The sequence below is a fragment of the Methylobacterium sp. Leaf99 genome, assembly GCF_001422375.1.
In the GTDB taxonomy this organism is placed as follows: domain Bacteria; phylum Pseudomonadota; class Alphaproteobacteria; order Rhizobiales; family Beijerinckiaceae; genus Methylobacterium.
Window position 1 is genome coordinate 183,996 of the sequence record NZ_LMMU01000009.1, and the last position, 20,300, is coordinate 204,295.

Sequence of the window (20,300 nt, forward strand, 5' to 3'; positions counted from 1 at the left end):
CGTGAGCATTCCGGTCGGACCGTATGGTAGCCGAATCTGAAATCATTAGTTCCTCAGCCCAGCCTACTTATCCGCATCGGCTAGCGAAACGCCATCGCCAGCTGCAAACGAGATGCCACCATTGTGCTTAATAAGCGACTTGCTGACCAATGATTGAGAAATCCCCTGAAGACGACCGGCGAGCTGCTCTCGATCACGGATCACGCATTCCCAAATGACCTCTACTCCCCAGCCTAAGCTTGCCAAGGAAACTCGTGCTTCTTCGTCCCGTCTGACGTTGCCAGAGAGCTTTGGTTCCCAATATTCAGTTCTGGTTTTCGGCTTTGAGGCTAGTCGGCAATTTGCATGCTGATGCCAGAAACAGCCGTGGACAAAGATGGCGAGTTTGTGGCGTGGTAGAACAATGTCTGGCTTGCCGGCAAGATCGCGTCTGTGAAGTCGAAAGCGTAGCCCCATTGCGTGCAGCATTTGGCGCACCGCTAGCTCAGGCCCCGTATTTTTTGAGCGTATACGAGACATCAGCTCGCTACGTTGCGTAGAAGCTGTGATTGTCAGCTTTGCCGCCATTTCTGGCATGCCCCCTTTATCTTACCCTCCATAAAGCCAAAAATCTCGGCCTGAAGGCGCCGGTCGCCAAGCGTTTTCAGACCTTACCGCATATCGTCCGTAACAGCCACAGGTGGTTGATTTACAAGAGTGCTACCCCGCGACAGGTCTGAACTCGTCACTTGCGTCCTCTCGTACGGTCCCTTCAGTCTTAAAAAAGGGGCGGCATACCGCGGAAGATTCAGAAGCGAAATGCCTGCGTTCAAGGTCGCGACTACCTTCTGCTTCTGGTGCGGAGCTGCCTATCGTTTCTCAAGCGGTAAGTGCACGTTTTCTTCGCCTCCTGAAGGCTTAACGGTAAAGGTTCACTCCCTGCTGAAGTCAAGCGCGGCCACCAGCCCCCAAAAAACCCCTACCGCGTGCCGTACATCCGATCCCCCGCATCCCCCAGCCCCGGCACGATGTAGCCGTGGTCGTTGAGGTGGCTGTCGATTGACGCCGTCCAGATCGGGATGTCGGGGTGGCTGGCCCGGAGGTGCCTGATCCCCTCGGGGGCGGCGAGCAGGCAGACGAAGCGGAGGTCCTGGGCGCCGCGGGCCTTGAGGAGGGTGATGGCCGCCACCGCCGAGTTGCCCGTGGCGAGCATGGGATCGAGGACCAGGACCGTGCGGTCGGCGAGATCGGACGGCGCCTTGAAGTAGTATTCCACCGCCTCCAGGCTCTCGGGGTCGCGGTAGAGCCCGATATGGGCGACCCGGGCCGAGGGCATCAGCGACAGCATCCCGTCGAGGAAGCCGGTGCCGGCGCGCAGGATCGGGGCCAGCACGAGCTTCTTGCCGGCGATCTGCGGCGCCTGCATCGCCTGGATCGGGGTCTCGATGGTCACCGATTCGAGGGGCAGGTCGCGGGTGACCTCGTAGGCCAGGAGCATGCCGATCTCGTTGAGGATCTGGCGGAACCCCTTGGTCGAGCGCGCCCGGTCGCGCAGGAGCGTCAGCTTGTGCTGGACCAGGGGGTGGTCGACCACCCGGACTGCCGCCGCGTCCTGCATCGCCGCAAACACCTTCCCGGTCGGGCCGGCGAAAGGCGGACCCGAGCCCAGATGTCTTAGCGCATCGGGGCATCCCCCGCGACGGGTGGGCCCACGAAAAAGGGGCTCCCGGCTTTTCGCCGGAAGCCCCCGTCGTGATGTCACGCCGAAAGAATTCAGACGGAGCGGGTCGAATCGGCGGCGCGCTTCTGCGCCATGTAGGCGTCGAATTCCTCGCGGTCCTTGGCCCGCTTCAGGCCCTCGACATACTCCGAGAACGCGCGGCTCTCCTCGGCGAGCGCCTTGCGCTGGGCGTCGAGGCGGTCGAGCTCGGCCTTGCGGTAATCGTCGAAGGCGCGGTTGCCGGTGGTGCCGTTGGCCGCCTCGTAGGCGGCGGCGAAGCGCGAGCGCCCGGTGCCGCCGGCGTTCCAGGCGTTGCCCCAGGCGCTGCCGCGGCTGGCGAGGCCTCGCATCTCGCTGAGCGCCGGATAGCCGGCGACCTTCCAGGCGACGTAGGCCACGGCCGCCGGCCACCAGTAGATGAAGCCGACCACGATGGCGCCGATCTCGAACGAGCGCTTGGGAAACGGGCCGCTGCGGCAGGCTTTGCCGGAGGACCAGGGGGAAGTGGAGGATAGACTCACGGCTCACGTCTCCGATGTTAATGTGAACGACATTCACTTGCGGATGCGGCGGCGGGCTTTCAAGGGGGCGCGGCGCGCATTCGTGCAAGGGGCGCGGCGCGCATTCGTGCGTCCGCCCGTTCCATGGGGGGGGATGCGCCGTTCCATGGGGGGCGTGTGACGGCGCGCCGTGCCGCGCGCGCGCCGGGCGGTCCCGGCTCAGTCGCGGGCGCGCGCCGGTCCGGCGCCGTGCACCAGGGCGAGGACGCCGGCGCGCAACAGCTCGTACTTGTCGGGCACGCCGGGCCCCTTCGGCAGGTGTCCGGAGGCGGCGAGCGTCGCCAGACCGTGGGACAGGGCCCAGACCTCCAGGGCGACGAAGCGTGGGGCGACGCCGCCGAATCCCTCCGGAAACGTCGATTGCAGGGCGTCCACCAGGAGGTCGAACGGGCTCGGCCTGGGCCCCGCCTCGGGGTTCGGCACGGCGGCCGGCAGCCCCCGCGTCTCGAAGATCGCCGCGTAGTAGCCCGGCTCCTCCTCGGCAAAGGCGAGGTAGGCCTCGCCCATGCGGGTGAAGCGCTCCAGGGGCGTTCCCTTGGCCGCCAGAGACCGGGCCAGGCGCTCGGCGAGGTCGGTGAAGCCGCGCCCCGCCACCTCCTCCAGCAGGGCCTCGCGCCCCCGGAAATGGCGGTAGAGGGCGGCCGGCGTCACCCCGACGAGGCGGGCCGCGTCGACGAGGGTGAAGCCGCCGACGCCGCGCTCGGCGATGAACCGGCGCGCCGCCTCGATCAGGGCCTCCTTGAGGTTGCCGTGATGGTAGCTGCGCCGGTCGTCGGGGCCTTCGCGCCAGGGTCGCACGCTGTTGTCCTCATCGGGTCCGCCCCATCATGACGAGCGAGACGCCAAGCGGTTGCAGACCGGAGCCCTCCCCTAGCACGCGAACGGGATTTTTTAAGCCATCTCTGTCGATTAGTAGACAGAGCGTACGCCATCGACGCACGGGCGCAACAGGGCGCGATCCTAGATCCGGAAGATCGACCCCGCCGCGTCGCGGGCCGCGTTCTTGGCGTCGCGGGCGGCTTCGAGGCGGGCGATCTCGCCCTGCAGGAGGGCGATGCGCTCGGAGAGGTCCGCCACCGACAGGGTGTCGAGGGCCTCGCCGACCCTGTGGCTCGGGCTCGACCCCGAGGGGGTCTCGTCGTCATCGCGCATGGTCGATCCTTCCTTGAACTGTCACCATGCTGGGAACTGTCACCACGCCTGCCCCGCCCCGAGGGGCGCGAGGCCGAGGTGGCGCGCCACCGCGGCGCCGATATCGGCGAAGGTCGGCCTTGCGCCGATGGGTCCGGGCGCGATTCCGGGGCCGAAGGCGAGGACCGGCACCTGCTCGCGGGTGTGCTCGGTGCCGATCCAGGTCGGGTCGTTGCCGTGGTCGGCGGTGACGATACAGAGGTCATCCGCCTGAAGAACCGCATGAATTTCGGCCAGGCGCCCGTCGAAGGCTTCGAGTTCGGCGGCGTAGCCCGGCACGTCGCGGCGGTGGCCGTGCTCCGTGTCGAAATCCACGAGGTTGAGGAAGACGAGGCCGCCGCCGGGCAGGTCGCGAAACGCCGCGAGGGCGGCGTCGAGGCAGGCGGCGTTGCCGGCGGGCTTGATCTCGCGGCCCGTGGCGCGGTGGGCGAAGATGTCGCCGATCTTGCCGACGCTGACCACGGCGCGGCCTTGCGCGGCGAGGCGGTCCAGCAGGGTCTCGCCCGGCGGCTCGACGGCGTAGTCCCGGCGGTTGGCCGTGCGGCGGAACCCCGTCTCCGGAGTGCCGAGGAAGGGCCGGGCGATGACGCGCCCGACCCGGTGGGCGTCGCACAGGTCGCGGGCGACGCGGCAGGTCTCGTACAGGCGCTCCAGGCCGAAATGGTCTTCGTGGGCGGCGATCTGGAACACGCTGTCGGCCGAGGTGTAGCAGATCGGTTTGCCCGTCCGGATGTGCTCGGCCCCGTAGCGCTCGACGATCGCGGTGCCGGCGGCGTGGCAATCGCCGAGGATGCCGGGGAGCTCCGCCCGCGCCACGAGGTCGCCGACGAGGGCCCGGGGGAAGGCCGGGACCGTGTCGGGAAAATACCCCCACGGCTCCAGGACCGGCACGCCCGCGATCTCCCAATGGCCCGAGGGCGTGTCCTTGCCGGCGGCCGTCTCGGCGGCGTGGCCGTAGGCGCCCGTGACCGGAGCGGTGGGGGCGAGGTTCGGCGGGATGCGCCCGGTGGCGCCTTCGGCCGCGAGGCCGAGGCCCAGCGCCGTGAGGTTCGGCAGGCGCAGGGGGCCGGCGCGCAGGCCGGCCCGGTCGCCGCGACCGGCCGCGCAGGACTCCGCGATGTGGCCCAGGGTGTCCGCGCCGGAATCGCCGTAGGAATCAGCGTCGGGGGCGCCGCCGATGCCGACGGAATCGAGGACGATGAGGAGGGCGCGCGGCATCGGGCGGCTCAGGCCGGGACCGGGTCGGCGATGGCGTCGCTCCGCAGGTCGAAGGCGGCGGCGAACAGGGCCCGGGTGTAGGGGTGGCGCGGGTCCGAGAAGATCGTCTCGGCGGGGCCTTCCTCGACCACGCGGCCGTTCTGCATGACGAGGACGTGGTTCGCGAGCGCCCGCACCACCTTGAGGTCGTGGCTGATGAACAGGTAGGCGAGGCCGCGCTCGCGCTGGAGATCGCGCAGGAGGGTGACGATCTGCGCCTGGACCGAGCGGTCGAGCGCCGAGGTCGGCTCGTCGAGGACGACGAATTTGGGTTTGAGGACGATGGCACGCGCGATGGCGATGCGCTGGCGCTGGCCGCCGGAGAATTCGTGCGGGTAGCGGTCCATGGTCGCCGGATCGAGGCCGACATCGGTGAGCGCGCCCGCCACCACGGCCTGGCGCTCGGCCCGGCCCTTCACCGCGCCCTGCACCACCAGACCCTCGGCGATGATGTCGCCCACCGTCATGCGCGGGGAGAGCGAGCCGTAGGGGTCCTGGAACACCACCTGCATGTCGCGGCGGAACGGCCGCATGGCCGCCGGGGTCAGGCCGGCGATGGAGCGGCCGAGGAAGACGATGGGACCCTCGCAGGCCGTCAGCCTGAGGAGCGCGAGGCCCAGGGTGGTCTTGCCGGAGCCCGATTCACCCACGACGCCCACGGTCTCGCCGGCCCGGACCCGGAGCGACACGCCGTCCACGGCCTTCACGTGGCTGGTGGTGCGCCGGAGCAGCCCCTGGCGGATGGGAAACCACACTTTGAGGGGGCCGGCCGCGAGGAGGTCGGCGGCGCCCTCCGGCACCGGGTTGGCGCGACCCGTGGGCTCGGCGGCGAGAAGCCTTTGCGTGTAGGCGTGCCGGGGCCGGGCGAAGACCTCGGCCGTCGCCCCCGCCTCGACGATGCGTCCCTCCAGCATCACGCAGACGGAGGTGGCGATGCGCTGCACGATGCCGAGGTCGTGGGTGATGAACAGCATCGCCATGCCGAGGCGCTTCTGCAGGTCGGCGAGCAGGGTGAGGATCTGCGCCTGCACGGTGACGTCCAGCGCCGTCGTCGGCTCGTCGGCCACCAGCAGGTCCGGCTCGCAGGCGAGCGCCATGGCGATCATCACCCGCTGGCGCTGGCCGCCGGAGAGCTCGTGCGGATAGGCGGCGAGGCGCTGCTCGGCGTCGCGCAGGCCGACGAGATCGAGGAGTTCGAGGATTCGCGCGCGCGCGCTCCTGCCCCTCAGGCCCCGATGGACCTCCAGCACCTCGCCGATCTGCCGCTCGATGCTGTGAAGCGGGTTGAGCGAGGTCATCGGCTCCTGGAACACCATGGTGATGTCCGCGCCGCGCACCTTGCGCAGGTCGCGCTCCGGCAACGTCAGGAGGTCCCGCCCCCGGAACAGGATGCGCCCGCCCGGATGATGGGCGCTGCCGTCGAGGAGGCGCAGGATCGACAGGGCGGTGACCGACTTGCCGGAGCCGGATTCACCCACCAGCGCCAGGGTCTCGCCCGGCGCGATGGCGAAACTCACACGATCCACCGCCAGGGTCTCGCGCTCGCGGGAGCGGAAGGCCACGGACAGGTCCTGGACCTCGAGCAGCGTGTCGGTCATCGGGCGGACGTCATGGAACAAGCCGGGGCGAGAAGATCTCGGTCGGTTATAGCGCGCGCGATGGCGATGGGCGAACGGCGATGCGCGATTGATCGCGCGCCTCCGCGCGCTACAACCCCGTGCGTGATCATCCTGCGCCCCGCCCTTCTCGCCGCCGTGCTCGTCCTCGCCGGCGCGGCCCCCGCCTCGGCGGCCCCGTCGGACGGGGGCGAGACCGTGGAGCAGGCCCTGTGCCGGCTCATCGAATCCTCGGCCAGGGCGCGCGCCATCCCCGTCCCGTTCCTTACCCGCCTGATCTGGCGCGAGAGCGCGTTTCGCGTGGGCGCCGTCAGTCCCGTCGGCGCGCAGGGGATCGCCCAGTTCATGCCCGGCACGGCGCGCGAGCGCGGCCTCGCCGATCCGTTCGACCCCGAGCAGGCGATCCCGCACGCGGCCCACCTGCTCTCCGATCTCAACCGTCAGTTCGGCAATCTCGGCCTCGCGGCGGCGGCCTACAATGGCGGCCCCGGCCGGGTCTCCGCGTGGCTCGCCGGCACCGGCGGCCTGCCGAGCGAGACCCGCAACTACGTCCTGGCGATCACCGGCGCTCCGGCGGAGGATTGGCGCGCGGGCGCCGGCATCGAGATGCCGCCGGACGAGGGCGCAGCCGACAAGAAGGCCGCCGCAGCCAAGCCCGACTCCGAAAAGACCTGCCTTCAGGTGACGGCGGCCCTGCGCGTTCCGTCGCGCGGCGACCGCTTCGCCATCGGCGGAAACGAGGGACCGGCGGCGCCCTGGGGCATCCAGCTCGCGGGCAATTTTTCCAAGGCCTTGGCCCTTCAGAGCTTCACCCGCACGCGTAAGCTCTACACAAGCGTGATCGGCGAGGTTCGGCCGATGATCATCGGCACACGCCTGCGCAATCGCGGGACCCGAGCCTTCTACCGCATCCGTATTCCGGCCCAGAGCCGCGAGGCCGCCGATGCCCTCTGCGGCCGGATTCGCGGCGTCGGCGGGGCCTGCCTGGTCCTGCGCACGTAAGCGTGTCGATCACGATCCGGTTCGCCCGCGATTGCGCCATCAATCCGCCGTGTGCGCCCTGTCACAGGACGGTGACGCCGCCTTCAGAGAGATGCATGACCCGGGTCCCCACCGTCCTTGCCAGCCTCATCGGTCTTGCCTTCCTCGCCCTCGGCGTCACGGCGTGTTCGCCGCTCGCTCTGTTCGATGCCATCGGTCCGCGTGACGATGGCGGTCGGCTGACCCTGCGCAACGCGGCCTTCGGCCCGCATCCGCGCCAGCGCCTCGACGTGTTCACCCCCGTGGCGGCGGCCGGGGGAGCGCCCGTGCTGGTGTTCTTCTATGGCGGCTCGTGGAAGAACGGCACCAAGGAGGATTACGCCTTCGTCGGTCAGGCGCTGGCCGCCCAGGGCTTCGTGACGGTGCTGCCCGATTACCGGCTCTACCCCGAGGTCCGCTTCCCCGACTTCCTCGACGATGGCGCGGCCGCCATCGCCTGGGTCCGGGACAACATCGCCCAGTATGGCGGCGACCCGCGCCGGATCGTCCTCGCCGGCCACTCGGCCGGGGCCTACAACGCGATGATGCTGGGGCTCGACCCGCGCTATCTGCGGCGCGCCGGCGTCGACCCGAAGGTGGTCCGCGCGGTGGCCGGCCTGTCCGGTCCCTACGACTTCCTGCCCCTCGATGCCGGTACCGCCACCGAAATCTTCGGCGAGGCCCGCGACAAGGCCGCGACCCAGCCGGTGAGCTTCGCCGGCCCGCATTCGCCCCCGGCCTACCTCGCCACCGGCGACGCCGACACCATCGTGCGCCCGAGCAACACCCGCAGCCTCGCCGCCCGCCTGCGCGACGTCCGGGTGCCGGTGCAGGAACGGATCTATGCCGGGCTCGACCATTCCGACACCCTGCTGGCGCTCTCGGTGACCTTCCGCTCCAAGGCCCCCGCCCTGGCCGAGATGGCCGCCTTCCTGAGGCAGCATTCCGGCGGCGAGCGTGTTCCGGCCCGGACGGTGAACCGCTGAGCCGAGCGCCGGTCTATCCCCGCCGCAACCGGTCCCGCGCCACACGGTGGTCCGGCGCGTCGGAGAACGCCCGGTGCATCGCCCGCCACAGGGGCGTGCGGGCGAAGCTCTCGTCGAGGGGCAGCGCGCGCTGAATAGACCCGTCGGCGCGGCGGCGCTGCGGGTTGGTGTTGAGCCACGAGTTGGCGTTGGTGATGTCCCAGGTCAGCACGTTGAGGGTCGCGGGCTCGTCCAGCACCACGTCGAGGAAGCGCCGCGCGAGGTCCGACACCGCCCGGTCCCGGCTCGGCAGGTCGGCGAGAAAGTCCTTGTCATTCACGTCGAATTCCGTGACCTCGATGGCGAAGCCGAGCCCCGCCACGTCGCGCAGGAAGCGGCGCAGCGTGTCCTGATCGAGGGGATGCTTGGCATAGAGGTGGCCCTGCAGGCCGAGGCGCCGGACCGGCACGCCGCGCCGGACCATCCCCTCCAGGGTCCGCAGCACCATGGCCCGGCGCGGGGCGATCCAGTCGGCGTCGAGTTCGAGGTCGTTCTCGTTCCAGACCCCGGCCGCCGCCGGATCGGCTTCGTGCAGGAGCGTGAAGGCTAGATCGACGTAGCGCGGTCCGAGGGCGGCGAGCCAGGGACTCGCCCGAAGTCCGTCGGCGCGTCCATTGTCGGGGCCGCAGATTTCGTTGACCACGTCCCAGGCCTCGATCCGCCCGCGGTAGCGCCCCGCCATGGCGCCGATCCAATCGCGCAGGAAGCCCTCGGCGTCGCGGGCGATGCGCTCGCGCGCCCAGGCGGGGATGCCCTCGTGCCAGACCAGGGTGTGTCCGCGCAGGCGCTGGCCGTTGCTCGCTGCGAACGCGGCGGTCTCGTCGGCGAAGGAGAAGTCGATGGGGCCGGGTGCCCGCCACGCATAGGCGAGCTTCATGGCGTTCTCCGGCACCAGGACCCCGCATTCACGGGCGAGCGCCCGGCCGTAGGCGGGATTCTGGCGCAGGGGCGTGATGTTCACTGCAGACCCGTAGGCGACGCCCTTCCTGGCCGCCGCCGCGTTCAGGCCATCGTCCGCCCACGAATCCCGTGGCGCGGCCGAGACGGAGCCGGTGGCCAGAGCGAGGGCGCCAATGCCAAAAACATCGCGGCGGGTCGGCGTCATGCGTCCTCCGGTGGGATCGGGCGCGGGCGCCGGTCGGGGCCGATGGCAACGAAGGTGAACAGGCCCTCGGTGACCTTCATGGTGACCTCGCCCTCGCGCTCGCGGCGCCAGACCTCGGCCTGGATGCGCATGGAGGTACGCCCGACCTTCACGATCCAGGCGTAGATGCTGACCTCGTCGCCGACGAAGACCGGCCGGTGGAAGGTCATCGCCTCGGCCGAGATGGTGGCGCAGCGCCCGCGCGAGCGCCGGGCCGCGACGTTGCCGGCGGCGAGATCCATCTGGCCCATGAGCCAGCCGCCGAAGATGTCGCCGGCCGGGTTGGTGTCGGCCGGCATGGCGATGGTGCGGACCACCGGCGGACCCCGGTCGGTGGGCTGTCGGGTCGGATGAGGAACGCTGTCGTGGGGCATGGGGCTGGTCCGGTGGGGTGAAATCCGGCCCGTCGCAAGCCGCGCGCCGATGCCATCGGACCTAATCCGGCAGGGCGAACACCACGAGGGCATCCCCGGTGCCGAAGCCCGAGCCCTTGGTGAAGGAAGCCCCGCCGGCCGCCACAGCGACGTATTGCCTGCCGTCGAGGGCGTAGGTGATGGGTGGCCCGCCGATGCCGGCGCCGCACTGGAAGCGCCACAGGATCGCGCCGGTCTTCGCATCGTGGGCGTCGAGGTGCCCGTCCTCCTCGCCGGAGAAGACGAGGCCGCCGGCGGTGACCAGCGTCCCGCCGGAGAGCCGGCTTCCCGCCTTCACCGACCATTTGATGGCCCCGTCGCGGGCCAGATCGACGGCCGTGAGGGTGCTGAAGGAGGGCTCGCCCTTGGCCTCCGTGGTCTCGGTGTAGCGGATCTCCGGACGGCCGCCCGAGGCCGGCGCCGTCTTCACCACGTAGGTGGTGGCTCCGTGCCGGACCTGCGCGTAGGCCGTGGCGGCCTTGGGGTCGTAGGCGACGGGGTGCCAGGAGATGGCGCCGAGCGGCCCGGGGCTCACCACCGTGCCGGCGGCGGTCGGCGGCGCGTAGAGGTTCTTCTGCGCGACGAGGGGCGCCGAACGGGTCAGTAGCTTCCCGTCCCTCCGGTCGTGGACGTAGAGCCAGCCGGTCTTGCTCGCCTGCGCCACGGCCTTCACCGGCCCCTGCGGCGTCGCGTGGTCGAGGAGGAAGGGCGGGCTCGCCACGTCGTAGCCCCACTCGTCGTGCGGCACCTGCTGATAGTACCAGCGCAGCTGGCCGGTGGTCACGTCGAGGGCGACGAGGCTCATGGTGTAGAGGTTGTCACCCGGCCGCGAGAGGCCGAAATTCTGCGGTGCCGGGTTGCCGGTGCCGACGTAGATGAGGCCCAGTGCCGGATCGAAGGCCGGGGTCATCCAGAGCGACCCGCCGCCGACCTTCCAGGCATCCCTGTGGGCGGGCGCGGCGGCCTTCTCGGCGGCGATGTCGCGGTGCAGGGGCACCCCGTCGGGGGTGCTGTCGACGAATCCGCCCTCCCAGCCGTCGGCCTTGGTGACGTACCAGCGCCAGCGCTCGGCCCCCGTCTTCGCGTCGTAGGCGGCGAGCCACCCGCGCCGGCCGTAACCGCCCTCGATGCCGACGACGGCGCCGCCGTCGAGGCCGCCCTTCTCGTCCTCGACATGGAGGCCGTAGCCGGCGCCGGCGACCCCGACGATGACGAGGCCGTTGGCGACGAGGGGCGGCATCTTGAAGCCCAGTCGGCTCGAACCCTGGACGGTGCCGGCCCCGAGGGTGTCGGCCAGGGCCGAGGCGGTTTCGGACTCGCCCTCCTCCGGGCGCACGGCCTCGTGGTCCCACACCACCTTGCCGGTCCGGGCGTCCAGGGCGATCACGCGCCCATCCATGGTCGCCTCGAACACCAGCCCATCGGAGACGGCGACGCCCCGGTTCGAGGGTGGCCCGAAGATCTTTTCCGTGCGGGCCTTGTGGACGTAGGTCCAGCGGACCGCGCCGGTCTTGGCGTCCAGGGCCGCGACGTGGTTCTGCGTCGTCGAGACGTAGAGGGTGCCGTCCACCATCACGGGCTCGGCCTGGAAGTATCCGGTGACGCCGGTCTGGAAGATCCAGGCCGGGCGCAGGCGCGCCACGTTGCCGGTGTCGATGGTCGTGAGCCCCGAGAAGTGCCGATTGGTGTGGTCGCCGCCGAACATCGGCCAGTCCTCGGCCGCGCAAGGGCCGAGTCCGGCGAGGACGAGGAGGGGGCCGGCGAGCAGCCGTCGGGTGGTGCGGCGGACCATGGCGTTCTCCTCGGGCCGTTTTTCTTGTTGAAGCGCGCCTCGGCAGGCGTGGCTTGCCGTTATGGATGCACCGGGTGGGCCATCATCGCAATGTGCGCTGGCGTGCCCGCGCGTCGAGGACGAGGCCGAGGCCCAGCATCAGGGCGAGACCGCCGAGGTTGACCGCGATCTGGAGCGGCCACAGCGGTTCAAAGGTGCGGTAGAGGATCCGGCCGACGAGGGCCGCCAGGCAGCCGGCCGCGAAGATCTCCAGGGAGTTCCGGCCGCAGGCGTCGAAGGGGCGGAGCCAGGGGCGGCTCGAGAGCCGCAGCACCGCCGGCGAGGCGAAGACCAGGCTCGTCAGGGCCAGGATGTGGAGAAGGCGCAGGGGGGCGACGCGGCTCTTGTCCGGCGCGGTCATGGCGAGGGGCCGCAGGTCCCAGAGGCCCCATTCCGCCCACGGCAAAGCCTGCAGCAGGGCGCCGACGAGGTAGATCAGGGCGGCGGCCGTGAGGATCGGATGCCGGGGCAGGAGCCCGCCGCGGGCCCGGACCGCGACGCTGAGGGCCGCTCCGATCACGAACAGGAACTGCCACGCGAACGGGTTGAAGTACCAGCCGTCGTCGACGGCGGCCGCGTTGGGAAGGTTGAGTCGGTGATCGACGTTCGCGGCGAGCCAGATCAGGCCCGACACGGCGAGCGTGCCCCACGGGCTGCGCCGCAATCCGACATAGACGAGCGGGAAGAGGGCCAGCAGCAGGATATAGAGCGGCAGGATGTCGAGGTAGTTCGGCAGGGCGTTGAGCATGAGGCCGCGCAGGGCACCCGGCAGCAGGCCCATATCGAGGAGCGCCCGCACGCCGAAGCGCGGGACGAGGCCGGTGAGGTCCATCCAAACGCGCACGACGAGCAGGGTCGCCAGCAGGAGGCCCGCCTGGAACAGGTAGATCTTCAGGCAGCGCCACGCGATGCGCGCGAGGGTCGCCTTCGTGCCTGCGCGCCGGAACAAGCCGCCATAGGCCACCATCGCGGAATAGCCCGCCAGGAGCACGAAGATCTCGGCCGCGTCCGAGAACCCGAAATTGTGCAGGGTGAGCAGCGCCGGCGCGTTGCGGGGAATGTGATCGATGAAGATCGTCAGCAGGGCGAAGCCCCGGATGACGTCGATGCGGGCGTCGCGCCGGCGCGCCGGATCGGGCGGGAGAGCCGCAAGCCCCGGGTCATGGCGTGGTTGGGCGCCCGGCGTGACAGGCCCGGGGTGGGTCAGCGCATCACCGACAGGCTCGTGAGCCACAGCCGGTAGAGGCGCGGCCACAGGGTGACCGACGCCTCGGCGTTGCCGATGCCGAAGCCGTGGCCGCCGACGGCGAAGCGATGATACTCGACCATCACCTTGGCCCCCCGGCACGCCTCGTCGAGGATACGGCTCTGCTGGGGGGCGACCACCTGATCGTCGTCCGCCTGCACGAGGAAGATCGACGGGCAGTCCGCGCCGACATGGGTGTGCAGCGACCAAGCCGCGCTCGCCTCCGGCGTCGGCGTCTCGCCCACGAGGGACCGACGGGTGTTCGTGGTGTCGAAGGGCGGTTGCAGGCTCACGACGGGATAGATCAGGGCCGCGAAATCCGGTCGTGCCGACAACGCGTCCACGGCGTCGACGGGTGCGTAGGAGCGGAAGGCGGAGCGGGCCGCGATCATGCCGCAGAGATGCCCGCCGGCCGAGAACCCCATCACGCCGATGCGGTTCGGATCGAGGCCGAACCGGTCGGCATGGGCGCGGATCACCCGCAGGGCGCGCTGCCCATCCTGCACCGCCACGGCGGGACCGTCGGTCCAGTTCTCGCTGGGAAGCCGGTAGGTCAGGACGAACGCCGTGATGCCCTGCGCCGCGAGCCAGTAGGCCGCCGGATAGGCCTCCTTGACGAGGCTGATGCGCCTGTAGCCCCCGCCACCCGCGACCAGGACCGCCGCGCCGCTCGGCTTCTGCGGAAGGAAGACCTCGAGGGTGGGCGTGGCGATGTTCGACACCGCGCCGCCGTCGTCCTGGACGAGGGCACCGGCCGGTCCACCGCCGCCGGGCGGCTGGCCGGGCCAGAGCGTCAGCCGGGCAAGCCCTGCGGCCGCATGAGTTCTCGGAACGAAGGCTGCCGCCGCAGCGAGACCCATGATGACGGAGCGGCGACCGGGCAGGGAAAACTCGTTCGCCACGCAGCCCCTCCGGACGCCACTTCGCAGAGGCAAAGGCGCCAGGCGAGGAATCCGTTCCATCCGCCCTGTGGACCGGGCCGAAGGATCAGCGGAACGCCATCACCAGGGCGCCGACGGCGATGGCCCACAGGGCCACGGTGGACCAGATGGCGCGCCGCCGCGTGGCGCGGGCGAAGGCATCGAGGCGGTCGGCGTTGCCGGTGCCGGCCTCGTCGAGGCGCACGAGAATGCGGCGGAGGCGCTGCGCCAGGTCGGGAATGTCCGAGACCACATCGGTGATGGTGAGCGCCGCGCGTCCCACGCCTTCGATGCGCCCGAGGGGGCCGAGGTTGCGGGCGATCCAGCTCCGAACCACGGGCTCGGCCCCGGTCCACATGTCGAGCTGAGGGTCGAGGGAGCGGGCGACGCCTTCCACCACCACCATGGTCTTCTGGAGCATCACCAGTTCCGTGCGCGTGCGCATGTCGAACAGGGCGGTGATGTCGAACAGCAGGGTCAGCACCTTGGCCATGGAGATCTCGTCGGCCTTGCGCTGGTGGATCGGCTCGCCGATGGCGCGGATGGCCTGGGCGAAATCGTCCACGGAATGGTGCGCGGGCACGTAGCCGGCCTCGAAATGCACCTGCGCCACGCGCTTGTAGTCACGCAGGATGAAGCCGAGCAGGATCTCGGCGAGGAAACGCCGCTCGGGGTGGCCGAGGCGGCCCATGATGCCGAAATCCACCGCCACCAGGGTGCCGGTCGGATCGACGAACAGGTTCCCCGGATGCATGTCGGCGTGGAAGAATCCATCCCGGATCGCGTGGCGCAGGAACGACTGGATCACCGCGCGCCCGAGCGCCCGCGGATCGTGCCCGGCGGCGACGATGGCGGCGCGGTCGTTGAGGCGAATGCCCTCGATCCACTCGCTCGACAGGACGTCGCGGGCGGTGAGCTCCCAGTCGGGCCGGGGCACGCGGAAATCGACGTCGTCCTTCGTGTTCTGGGCGAGCTCCGACATGGCCGCCGCCTCGAGGCGGAAATCCATCTCCATGGTGACGGAGCGGGCCAGGATCTCCACCACCTCGCGCGGGCGCAGGCGCTCGGCCTCGGGCGACAGGGCGTGGACGATGCGGGCCATGAACCGCATGACCTCGAGGTCGCGCTGGAAGCGCTCGCGCACCCCCGGCCGCATGATCTTGACGGCGAGCACCCGCTCGGTGCCGTCGGCATCGAGAATGTGCGCCTTGTGGACCTGGGCGATGGAGGCCGCCGCGATGGGCGGGCTGAACGAGACGAACAGCGTGGACACGGGTTTGCTGAAGGCGGCCTCGACGACGCGGAGCGCCACCTCCTGCGGGAAGGGCGGCACCCGGTCCTGCAGGGTCTCGAGATCGCGCGCCGCGTTCATGCCGACGATGTCGGGCCGGGTCGCGAGGAACTGCCCGAACTTGACGTAGGACGGCCCGAGCCGGGTCAGCGCCCGCTGCAGGGGGCCGGCCCCCGGGCCGAGGCCCCGTCGTTCCAGCATCCGCCCGGCCTTCAGGGCGAGGCGGAGGTGGGGCGGCAGGTCGCGGGGGTCGATGAGCGACAGCCCACCCTCGCGGGCGAGGACGAAGCCGACATGGGCCCCGCGGAAGAGGGAGCGGAGCATCAGGCGTGCCGCCGATCTCGGTCCCGCCTCGGCTTGTCCCGAAAACCGGATTCCCCTTGCCGGGCCAAGGCGGTCACGAGACCTTCCAGCCCGAATGGATCGCCACGATGCCGCCCGACAGGGGCCGGTGGCTCACATGGCGGAACCCGGCCGCCTCGATCATGCCGGCGAACCGCCCCGGACTCGGGAACTTGCGGATGGATTCCACGAGGTAGCGGTAGGATTCGGCGTCGCCTGCCACCTTCGAGCCCAGGCGCGGGATCACGTGGAACGAATAGGCGTCGTAGATCCGGTCGAGGACGGGCAGGTCGACCTTCGAGAATTCGAGGCAGAGGAAGCGCCCGCCGGGCTTGAGGACCCGGTGGGCTTCGGCCAGGGCGTGGTCGATGCGCGGCACGTTCCGGATGCCGAAGGCGATGGTGTAGGCGTCGAAGCTCTCCGACGGCAGCGGCAGGGCCTCGGCATTGGCGGTGACGAAGTCGATGCGCCCGGCGAAGCGGTTCCCCGCCCGCTCGGCGCCGACGCGCAGCATCGCCTCGTTGATGTCGAGCACCGTGACGTGCGTCGCCGGGCCGCCGGCGTCCAGGGCGCGGAAGGCGATGTCGGCGGTGCCGCCGGCCACGTCGAGGTGGTGGAACGGACGGTTCCGGGGCGGGCGCAGCATCGAGATCAGCTGCGACTTCCAGACCCGGTGCAGGCCGCCCGACATGAGGTCATTCATGAGGTCATAGCGCTTGGCCACGGAGCGGAACACGTCGTCGACGCGCGCCTGCTTCTCGCCGAGGGCGACCTGCTCGAAGCCGAAATGCGTATTCTCGTCGGGGGGGGACCGCTCGGCGTGACTCATGAACCTCACCTCTTGGGGTGAGCGTCATAGCGAAAGCCGGGGCGAACCGCCATGTTCGCCAGCACCGCATCCCGTTTCCGCCCCGATGGTCCGTACCGGAGAGCCATGCCCGAACTGCCCGAAGTCGAGACCGTCCGCCGCGGGCTCGTTCCCGCCATGGTCGGCGCCCGGTTCGCCCATGTCACCCTGCGCCGTTCCGGACTGCGGTTTCCGTTCCCGGAGCGGTTCGCGGAACGCCTGACGGACCGGTCCGTGACGGCCCTGGAACGGCGCGCGAAGTACCTCGTGGCCGGTCTCGATTCCGGCGAGTCCCTGATCCTGCACCTCGGCATGACCGGCCGCTTCGACGTGGCGATGCCCGATGGTAGCAACCTCTCGCCGGGCGACTTCTACCTCGACGGGGCGCTCGGTACCCCGAAGCACGATCACGTGGTCATGGCCATGTCGAACGGCGCCACCGTCACCTACAACGACGCCCGCCGCTTCGGCTTCATGGACCTCGTGGCGACGGCGGAACTGGCGACCTGCCGGCACTTCGCCGCCATGGGCCTCGAGCCCCTGAGCGAGGCCCTGACGCCGGAGGCGGTGGCGCGCCTGTTCCGCCACAAGATCACGCCCCTGAAGGCGGCCCTCCTCGACCAGCGTCTCATCGCGGGTCTGGGCAACATCTACGTCTGCGAGGCGCTCCACCGGGCCGGGCTCCATCCCGGGACGCCGGCGGGACGGCTGGCCGCAGCGGATGGCGGCCCGACCCCGAAGGCGCGCCTGCTGGTCGAGGTGATCCCGCAGGTCCTCAAGGAGGCGGTGGCCGCCGGCGGCTCGACCCTGCGCGATTACGTCCACACGGATGGGAGTGCCGGCGCCTTCCAGCACGCGTTCCGAGTCTATGATCGCCTGGGCGAACCCTGCCGGACGCAGGGCTGCACCGGATGTATTGCCCGTATCGTGCAATCAGGACGTTCGACCTTCTACTGCGAGACGTGCCAGACTCCTTCGACCGAATAGGTCAGTGGACCTGAGACCCGATAAAATTTGTCGAAAAGCGGTGGAAAGGATGCGTCGAATCCTGTCCCGACACTGGGTCCGGCTCGATTGGCGGACCCCGTTAAGGAGGGATTTGCATTCCTGGCCGATAGCTCGTGTTCGGTTCGAGCGATCGCGTACAACGCGGAAGGTTTCGGAGCACGCATGTACCCCCTTCCCGCCAACGAAACGGAGCGGCTCGCCGCCCTGCGCGATCTGGCCATCCTCGATACGCCGCCCGAGATGCAGTTCGACGCCGTCTGCCGCACGGCCTGTTCCCTGTTTCGGGTTCCGATGGCAACCGTCACCCTCGTCGAGGCGGACCGGCAATGGTTCAAGGCCAAGTGCGGCTTCTCGGCCGCCGGCACGCCGCGCACGGGCTCGTTCTGCACCTACGCGATCCTGACCGACGACGTGCTCGTGGTCGAGGACACCTGGGCCGATCCACGCTTCGCCGACAGTCCCCTCGTCACCGGCGAGCCGCATGTCCGCTTCTATGCCGGGGCGCCGATCATCCTCGCCCCGGGTGTCCGCGCCGGGACCGTGTGCGTGCAGGACACCAAGGCGCGGGTCTTCTCGGCCGCGGAGCGGGCGCAGCTGGCCGACTTGGCGACGGTCGTGGCCGCACAGATGTCCCTGCACCGGACCGAGGCTCGCCTGCGCGAGAGCGAGGCGCATTACCGGCTGCTCGCCGACAACACCTCCGACATGATCGTCCGCTCCAGCCTCGACACCCGACGCCAGTACGTTTCCCCGGCGTCGCGGACCCTCCTGGGTTACGAGCCCGACGAACTCGTCGGGACGTTGCCCATGGACCAGATCCACCCCGACGATGCGGAGACCTTCACCCGCGTCCTCGCCGCCCTCGGCGCCGGCCGCATGGCCCGGGCGGTGACCCGGCAGCGCTACCGCCGCAAGGACGGCTCCTGGGTCTGGGTCGAAGTCACCTTCAACCTCACGCGCCACGCCGTGGACGGGCGCCCGACGGGCTACGTCGCGGCCGTCCGAGACGTCTCGGAGCGCGAGGAATCCGCGCGCCGGATCAGCCACATGGCCCGGCACGATGCCCTCACGGATCTGGCGAACCGCACCCTGTTCCGCGAGCGCCTGACCCAGCAGCTCTCCGCGATTCGCCGGGGAGCCGGTGGCTTCTCGGTGCTCTGCCTCGACCTCGACCGGTTCAAGGCGGTCAATGACGGCCTCGGCCATCAGGCCGGCGACGCCCTCCTGTGCCGGATCGCCGACCGCCTGAAGGGTCTCGTCCGGGACGAGGATACCGTGGCGCGGGTCGGTGGCGACGAATTCACCATCATCCAGTCCGGCGCGGACCGCCCCGAGGAGGGGCAGCATCTCGCCCGGCGCCTCATCGAGGCGATCCGCGAGCCCATCGACCTCGAGGGCGAGCGCGTGGTCGTCGGCGCCAGCATCGGCATCGCCCGCGCTCCCCAGGACGGCGACAGCCCCGACGCCCTGTACCGGCATGCCGATCTGGCCCTCTACCGCGCCAAGGCGGCAGGCCGGAACACGTTCCGGTTCTACGAGCCGGGCATGTGCTTCGACCGGACGGTCCGGCCCCGCGCCGCCGGGTAGGGCGGGAGCCGGGTCGCGCGGGGGCCCTGCGGCTCCCGGACCCTACCAGCCGCGGGCATCGTCTCCCGTCGGACGCCGGCCCTGGGGCGTCAGGCGGTCGATCACCTGCGGCAGGGCCTGGGCCAGCTGCGACAGGAGATCGTCCCGCTGCAGGCCCGTCCGTTGCGCGAGTGTGTCGACGGCGTCGGGGCCGAGGGCATCGGCGAGCTGGCGAGGCTGGACCGGACGGTTCTCGCCGTGGCCGATCCAGGATCCCATCATCTCGCCGAGGCCGCCGCGCTGGAAGCGGTCGATGAGTCCGTCGAGCCCGGTCTGTCCGTCGCCGGCCTCGTGGTCGAGGCGCGCATAGGGACCGGCCCCTGGATCGCGCTCGTCCCGTCCGCCACCGCCCTCGCCCGGACCGTCGAGCATTCCGGCGAGGTCGCCGAAATCGCCGCCTTGACCCCCGCCTTGATCGCCGCGCGGCTCGTAACCCGTATCCCGGCCGCGATCCTGGCCGCGATCATCCCCTCGATTCTGGCCGCGATCTTGGCCGAAGCCACCGAGATCGCCGTCGTCACCGGTGTGATCGGGCTCGCGCCGCCCCTGGGGCTCGCTTTGCGCGCCGCCGCCCAGGAGGTCGCCGAGCCCCCCGGCGCCCTTGGACATGAGCAGCATCAGGAGTGCTTGAACGATGGGCGAGAGGTTGCCCAGGCCACCCCCCATGCCACTCCCCATGCCACCCCCCGATCCACCCCCCTGACCCCCGCCCTGCTCGTGACGTCCGCCGCCCAGGACCTGTCCGAGAACGCCGCCGATAACCTGATCGAGGAGGCCCATGGTCGTTTCTCCTATGGTGCGCTGAAAGGTCTATCGCTGCCGGCTGCCGCCCGTGGCGGCGCGCTCATGCGCGGGCAGGTGATCGAGGGGATTGGTCGTCGTGCCGCCCGATCCGACCACCGTGGTCGAATGACCGATGGCCGCGGGCGCGGAGACCTGGCCCGTCGACCGCCCGGCGGCGCGCGCATCCCGCGACGGCACGGTCCCGGGAGTCGGCTGGTCGTTGGGGTTGGCCGCCGACTGGGCCAAGGCGGGCTTGCCGCCGAAGGGGGTGACGAGCATGCCGAAGGCGGCCGAGACGGCGAGGCCCGCGACGAACAGGCTCGTGGCGGCGGTACCGGCGCGGGGGCGCAGGGCATGGCGCCGGCGGGCGGAGGTGGTGGTCATGATCAAGGCGGACTCCGGCGGGAGGGCGGGATCGGCACCGCGCGGTGCCCCATGCCCAACCAAGCCCGGGCCGGGCCGGCTGGTTCCTCCGAGCCTG

Annotated in this window: 20 protein-coding genes; 4 read left to right on the plus strand and 16 right to left on the minus strand. The window is 70.5% G+C overall.

The window, feature by feature from the left end:
• Window positions 1-63: 63 nt before the first annotated feature.
• From ASF28_RS17620 to ASF28_RS17650, 7 genes are all read right to left on the minus strand, one after another.
• Complete coding sequence (locus tag ASF28_RS17620) at window positions 64-576, minus strand: very short patch repair endonuclease (protein WP_244475070.1); 513 nt, start codon at window positions 574-576, stop codon at window positions 64-66.
• Window positions 577-958: 382 nt separating this feature from the next.
• A complete protein-coding gene (upp, locus tag ASF28_RS17625; RefSeq protein WP_056095607.1) occupies window positions 959-1,597 on the minus strand; it encodes a uracil phosphoribosyltransferase in 639 nt (212 codons plus the stop codon).
• A 155-nt stretch (window positions 1,598-1,752) separates the two neighbouring features.
• Window positions 1,753-2,220, minus strand: coding sequence for a DUF2852 domain-containing protein (locus ASF28_RS17630; RefSeq protein ID WP_056095612.1), 468 nt, complete (start codon window positions 2,218-2,220; stop codon window positions 1,753-1,755).
• Window positions 2,221-2,418: 198 nt separating this feature from the next.
• Window positions 2,419-3,057: a TetR/AcrR family transcriptional regulator gene (locus ASF28_RS17635; protein WP_056095615.1), complete on the minus strand. Its 639-nt coding sequence runs from the start codon at window positions 3,055-3,057 to the stop codon at window positions 2,419-2,421.
• Between the two features lie 162 nt (window positions 3,058-3,219).
• Window positions 3,220-3,411, minus strand: coding sequence for a DUF1192 domain-containing protein (locus ASF28_RS17640; protein ID WP_056095618.1), 192 nt, complete (start codon window positions 3,409-3,411; stop codon window positions 3,220-3,222).
• Window positions 3,412-3,450: 39 nt separating this feature from the next.
• Complete coding sequence (locus tag ASF28_RS17645; protein WP_056095621.1) at window positions 3,451-4,668, minus strand: phosphopentomutase; 1,218 nt, start codon at window positions 4,666-4,668, stop codon at window positions 3,451-3,453.
• Window positions 4,669-4,676: 8 nt separating this feature from the next.
• Window positions 4,677-6,305, minus strand: coding sequence for an ABC transporter ATP-binding protein (locus tag ASF28_RS17650; RefSeq protein ID WP_056095846.1), 1,629 nt, complete (start codon window positions 6,303-6,305; stop codon window positions 4,677-4,679).
• Window positions 6,306-6,371: 66 nt separating this feature from the next.
• Between ASF28_RS17650 and ASF28_RS17655 the strand changes: the two genes are divergently transcribed.
• Entirely contained in the window at window positions 6,372-7,325 is a 954-nt protein-coding gene (locus ASF28_RS17655) for a lytic transglycosylase domain-containing protein (RefSeq protein ID WP_056095849.1), read from the plus strand.
• Window positions 7,326-7,420: 95 nt separating this feature from the next.
• Window positions 7,421-8,329, plus strand: coding sequence for an alpha/beta hydrolase (locus tag ASF28_RS17660; protein WP_056095624.1), 909 nt, complete (start codon window positions 7,421-7,423; stop codon window positions 8,327-8,329).
• A gap of 13 nt (window positions 8,330-8,342) precedes the next feature.
• Here ASF28_RS17660 and ASF28_RS17665 read toward each other — a convergent pair whose 3' ends face one another.
• The 7 genes from ASF28_RS17665 to ubiE all read right to left on the minus strand — a co-directional run bounded on the left by ASF28_RS17665 (window position 8,343) and on the right by ubiE (window position 16,384).
• Window positions 8,343-9,473 carry an endo-1,4-beta-xylanase gene (locus ASF28_RS17665; RefSeq protein ID WP_056095627.1) on the minus strand — a complete coding sequence of 377 codons (1,131 nt, stop codon included), beginning with the start codon at window positions 9,471-9,473 and terminating at the stop codon, window positions 8,343-8,345.
• Entirely contained in the window at window positions 9,470-9,886 is a 417-nt protein-coding gene (locus ASF28_RS17670; protein ID WP_056095630.1) for an acyl-CoA thioesterase, read from the minus strand. The genes ASF28_RS17665 and ASF28_RS17670 overlap by 4 nt, the downstream gene beginning before the upstream one ends.
• A 61-nt stretch (window positions 9,887-9,947) precedes the next feature.
• Entirely contained in the window at window positions 9,948-11,717 is a 1,770-nt protein-coding gene (locus ASF28_RS17675; protein ID WP_056095633.1) for a pyrroloquinoline quinone-dependent dehydrogenase, read from the minus strand.
• Between the two features lie 82 nt (window positions 11,718-11,799).
• Entirely contained in the window at window positions 11,800-12,990 is a 1,191-nt protein-coding gene (locus ASF28_RS17680) for an OpgC family protein (RefSeq protein WP_244475071.1), read from the minus strand.
• Window positions 12,960-13,862 (minus strand): alpha/beta hydrolase, encoded by a 903-nt coding sequence (locus ASF28_RS17685; protein ID WP_056095852.1) that lies wholly within the window; start codon window positions 13,860-13,862, stop codon window positions 12,960-12,962. Before ASF28_RS17685 ends, ASF28_RS17680 begins: the two co-directional genes overlap by 31 nt.
• Window positions 13,863-13,989: 127 nt before the next feature.
• Window positions 13,990-15,537, minus strand: a complete 1,548-nt coding sequence (gene ubiB, locus ASF28_RS17690; protein WP_056095635.1) for a 2-polyprenylphenol 6-hydroxylase — start codon at window positions 15,535-15,537, stop codon at window positions 13,990-13,992.
• 73 nt (window positions 15,538-15,610) lie between these two features.
• Window positions 15,611-16,384: a bifunctional demethylmenaquinone methyltransferase/2-methoxy-6-polyprenyl-1,4-benzoquinol methylase UbiE gene (ubiE, locus tag ASF28_RS17695; protein WP_056095638.1), complete on the minus strand. Its 774-nt coding sequence runs from the start codon at window positions 16,382-16,384 to the stop codon at window positions 15,611-15,613.
• A gap of 105 nt (window positions 16,385-16,489) precedes the next feature.
• Here ubiE and mutM point away from each other — a divergent pair, with 105 nt between their 5' ends.
• On the plus strand, window positions 16,490-17,389 hold the full coding sequence (gene mutM / locus ASF28_RS17700) for a bifunctional DNA-formamidopyrimidine glycosylase/DNA-(apurinic or apyrimidinic site) lyase (RefSeq protein WP_056095641.1): 900 nt from the start codon (window positions 16,490-16,492) through the stop codon (window positions 17,387-17,389).
• A gap of 183 nt (window positions 17,390-17,572) precedes the next feature.
• The gene (locus ASF28_RS17705) at window positions 17,573-18,997 is read left to right on the plus strand and encodes a sensor domain-containing diguanylate cyclase (RefSeq protein WP_244475073.1); all 1,425 of its coding nucleotides are present in this window, start codon (window positions 17,573-17,575) and stop codon (window positions 18,995-18,997) included.
• Between the two features lie 42 nt (window positions 18,998-19,039).
• Here the strand turns inward: ASF28_RS17705 and ASF28_RS17710 are convergent, their stop codons facing one another.
• Window positions 19,040-19,816, minus strand: a complete 777-nt coding sequence (locus ASF28_RS17710) for a YidB family protein (protein ID WP_056095644.1) — start codon at window positions 19,814-19,816, stop codon at window positions 19,040-19,042.
• A gap of 30 nt (window positions 19,817-19,846) precedes the next feature.
• Window positions 19,847-20,203: a hypothetical protein gene (locus tag ASF28_RS17715; RefSeq protein ID WP_443189746.1), complete on the minus strand. Its 357-nt coding sequence runs from the start codon at window positions 20,201-20,203 to the stop codon at window positions 19,847-19,849.
• Window positions 20,204-20,300 lie beyond the last annotated feature (97 nt).

What these genes read in the sequence shown, in the direction of transcription:
- ASF28_RS17620 (WP_244475070.1), bottom strand. Translation starts at nt 576, where the DNA reads ATGCCAGAAATGGCGGCAAAGCTGACAATCACAGCTTCTACGCAACGT.
- upp (WP_056095607.1), bottom strand. Translation starts at nt 1,597, where the DNA reads ATGCAGGACGCGGCGGCAGTCCGGGTGGTCGACCACCCCCTGGTCCAG.
- ASF28_RS17640 (WP_056095618.1), bottom strand. Translation starts at nt 3,411, where the DNA reads ATGCGCGATGACGACGAGACCCCCTCGGGGTCGAGCCCGAGCCACAGG.
- ASF28_RS17645 (WP_056095621.1), bottom strand. Translation starts at nt 4,668, where the DNA reads ATGCCGCGCGCCCTCCTCATCGTCCTCGATTCCGTCGGCATCGGCGGC.
- ASF28_RS17650 (WP_056095846.1), bottom strand. Translation starts at nt 6,305, where the DNA reads ATGACCGACACGCTGCTCGAGGTCCAGGACCTGTCCGTGGCCTTCCGC.
- ASF28_RS17655 (WP_056095849.1), top strand. Translation starts at nt 6,372, where the DNA reads ATGGGCGAACGGCGATGCGCGATTGATCGCGCGCCTCCGCGCGCTACA.
- ASF28_RS17660 (WP_056095624.1), top strand. Translation starts at nt 7,421, where the DNA reads ATGACCCGGGTCCCCACCGTCCTTGCCAGCCTCATCGGTCTTGCCTTC.
- ASF28_RS17665 (WP_056095627.1), bottom strand. Translation starts at nt 9,473, where the DNA reads ATGACGCCGACCCGCCGCGATGTTTTTGGCATTGGCGCCCTCGCTCTG.
- ASF28_RS17670 (WP_056095630.1), bottom strand. Translation starts at nt 9,886, where the DNA reads ATGCCCCACGACAGCGTTCCTCATCCGACCCGACAGCCCACCGACCGG.
- ASF28_RS17675 (WP_056095633.1), bottom strand. Translation starts at nt 11,717, where the DNA reads ATGGTCCGCCGCACCACCCGACGGCTGCTCGCCGGCCCCCTCCTCGTC.
- ASF28_RS17685 (WP_056095852.1), bottom strand. Translation starts at nt 13,862, where the DNA reads ATGGGTCTCGCTGCGGCGGCAGCCTTCGTTCCGAGAACTCATGCGGCC.
- ubiB (WP_056095635.1), bottom strand. Translation starts at nt 15,537, where the DNA reads ATGCTCCGCTCCCTCTTCCGCGGGGCCCATGTCGGCTTCGTCCTCGCC.
- ubiE (WP_056095638.1), bottom strand. Translation starts at nt 16,384, where the DNA reads ATGAGTCACGCCGAGCGGTCCCCCCCCGACGAGAATACGCATTTCGGC.
- mutM (WP_056095641.1), top strand. Translation starts at nt 16,490, where the DNA reads ATGCCCGAACTGCCCGAAGTCGAGACCGTCCGCCGCGGGCTCGTTCCC.
- ASF28_RS17705 (WP_244475073.1), top strand. Translation starts at nt 17,573, where the DNA reads ATGTACCCCCTTCCCGCCAACGAAACGGAGCGGCTCGCCGCCCTGCGC.
- ASF28_RS17710 (WP_056095644.1), bottom strand. Translation starts at nt 19,816, where the DNA reads ATGGGCCTCCTCGATCAGGTTATCGGCGGCGTTCTCGGACAGGTCCTG.
- ASF28_RS17715 (WP_443189746.1), bottom strand. Translation starts at nt 20,203, where the DNA reads ATGACCACCACCTCCGCCCGCCGGCGCCATGCCCTGCGCCCCCGCGCC.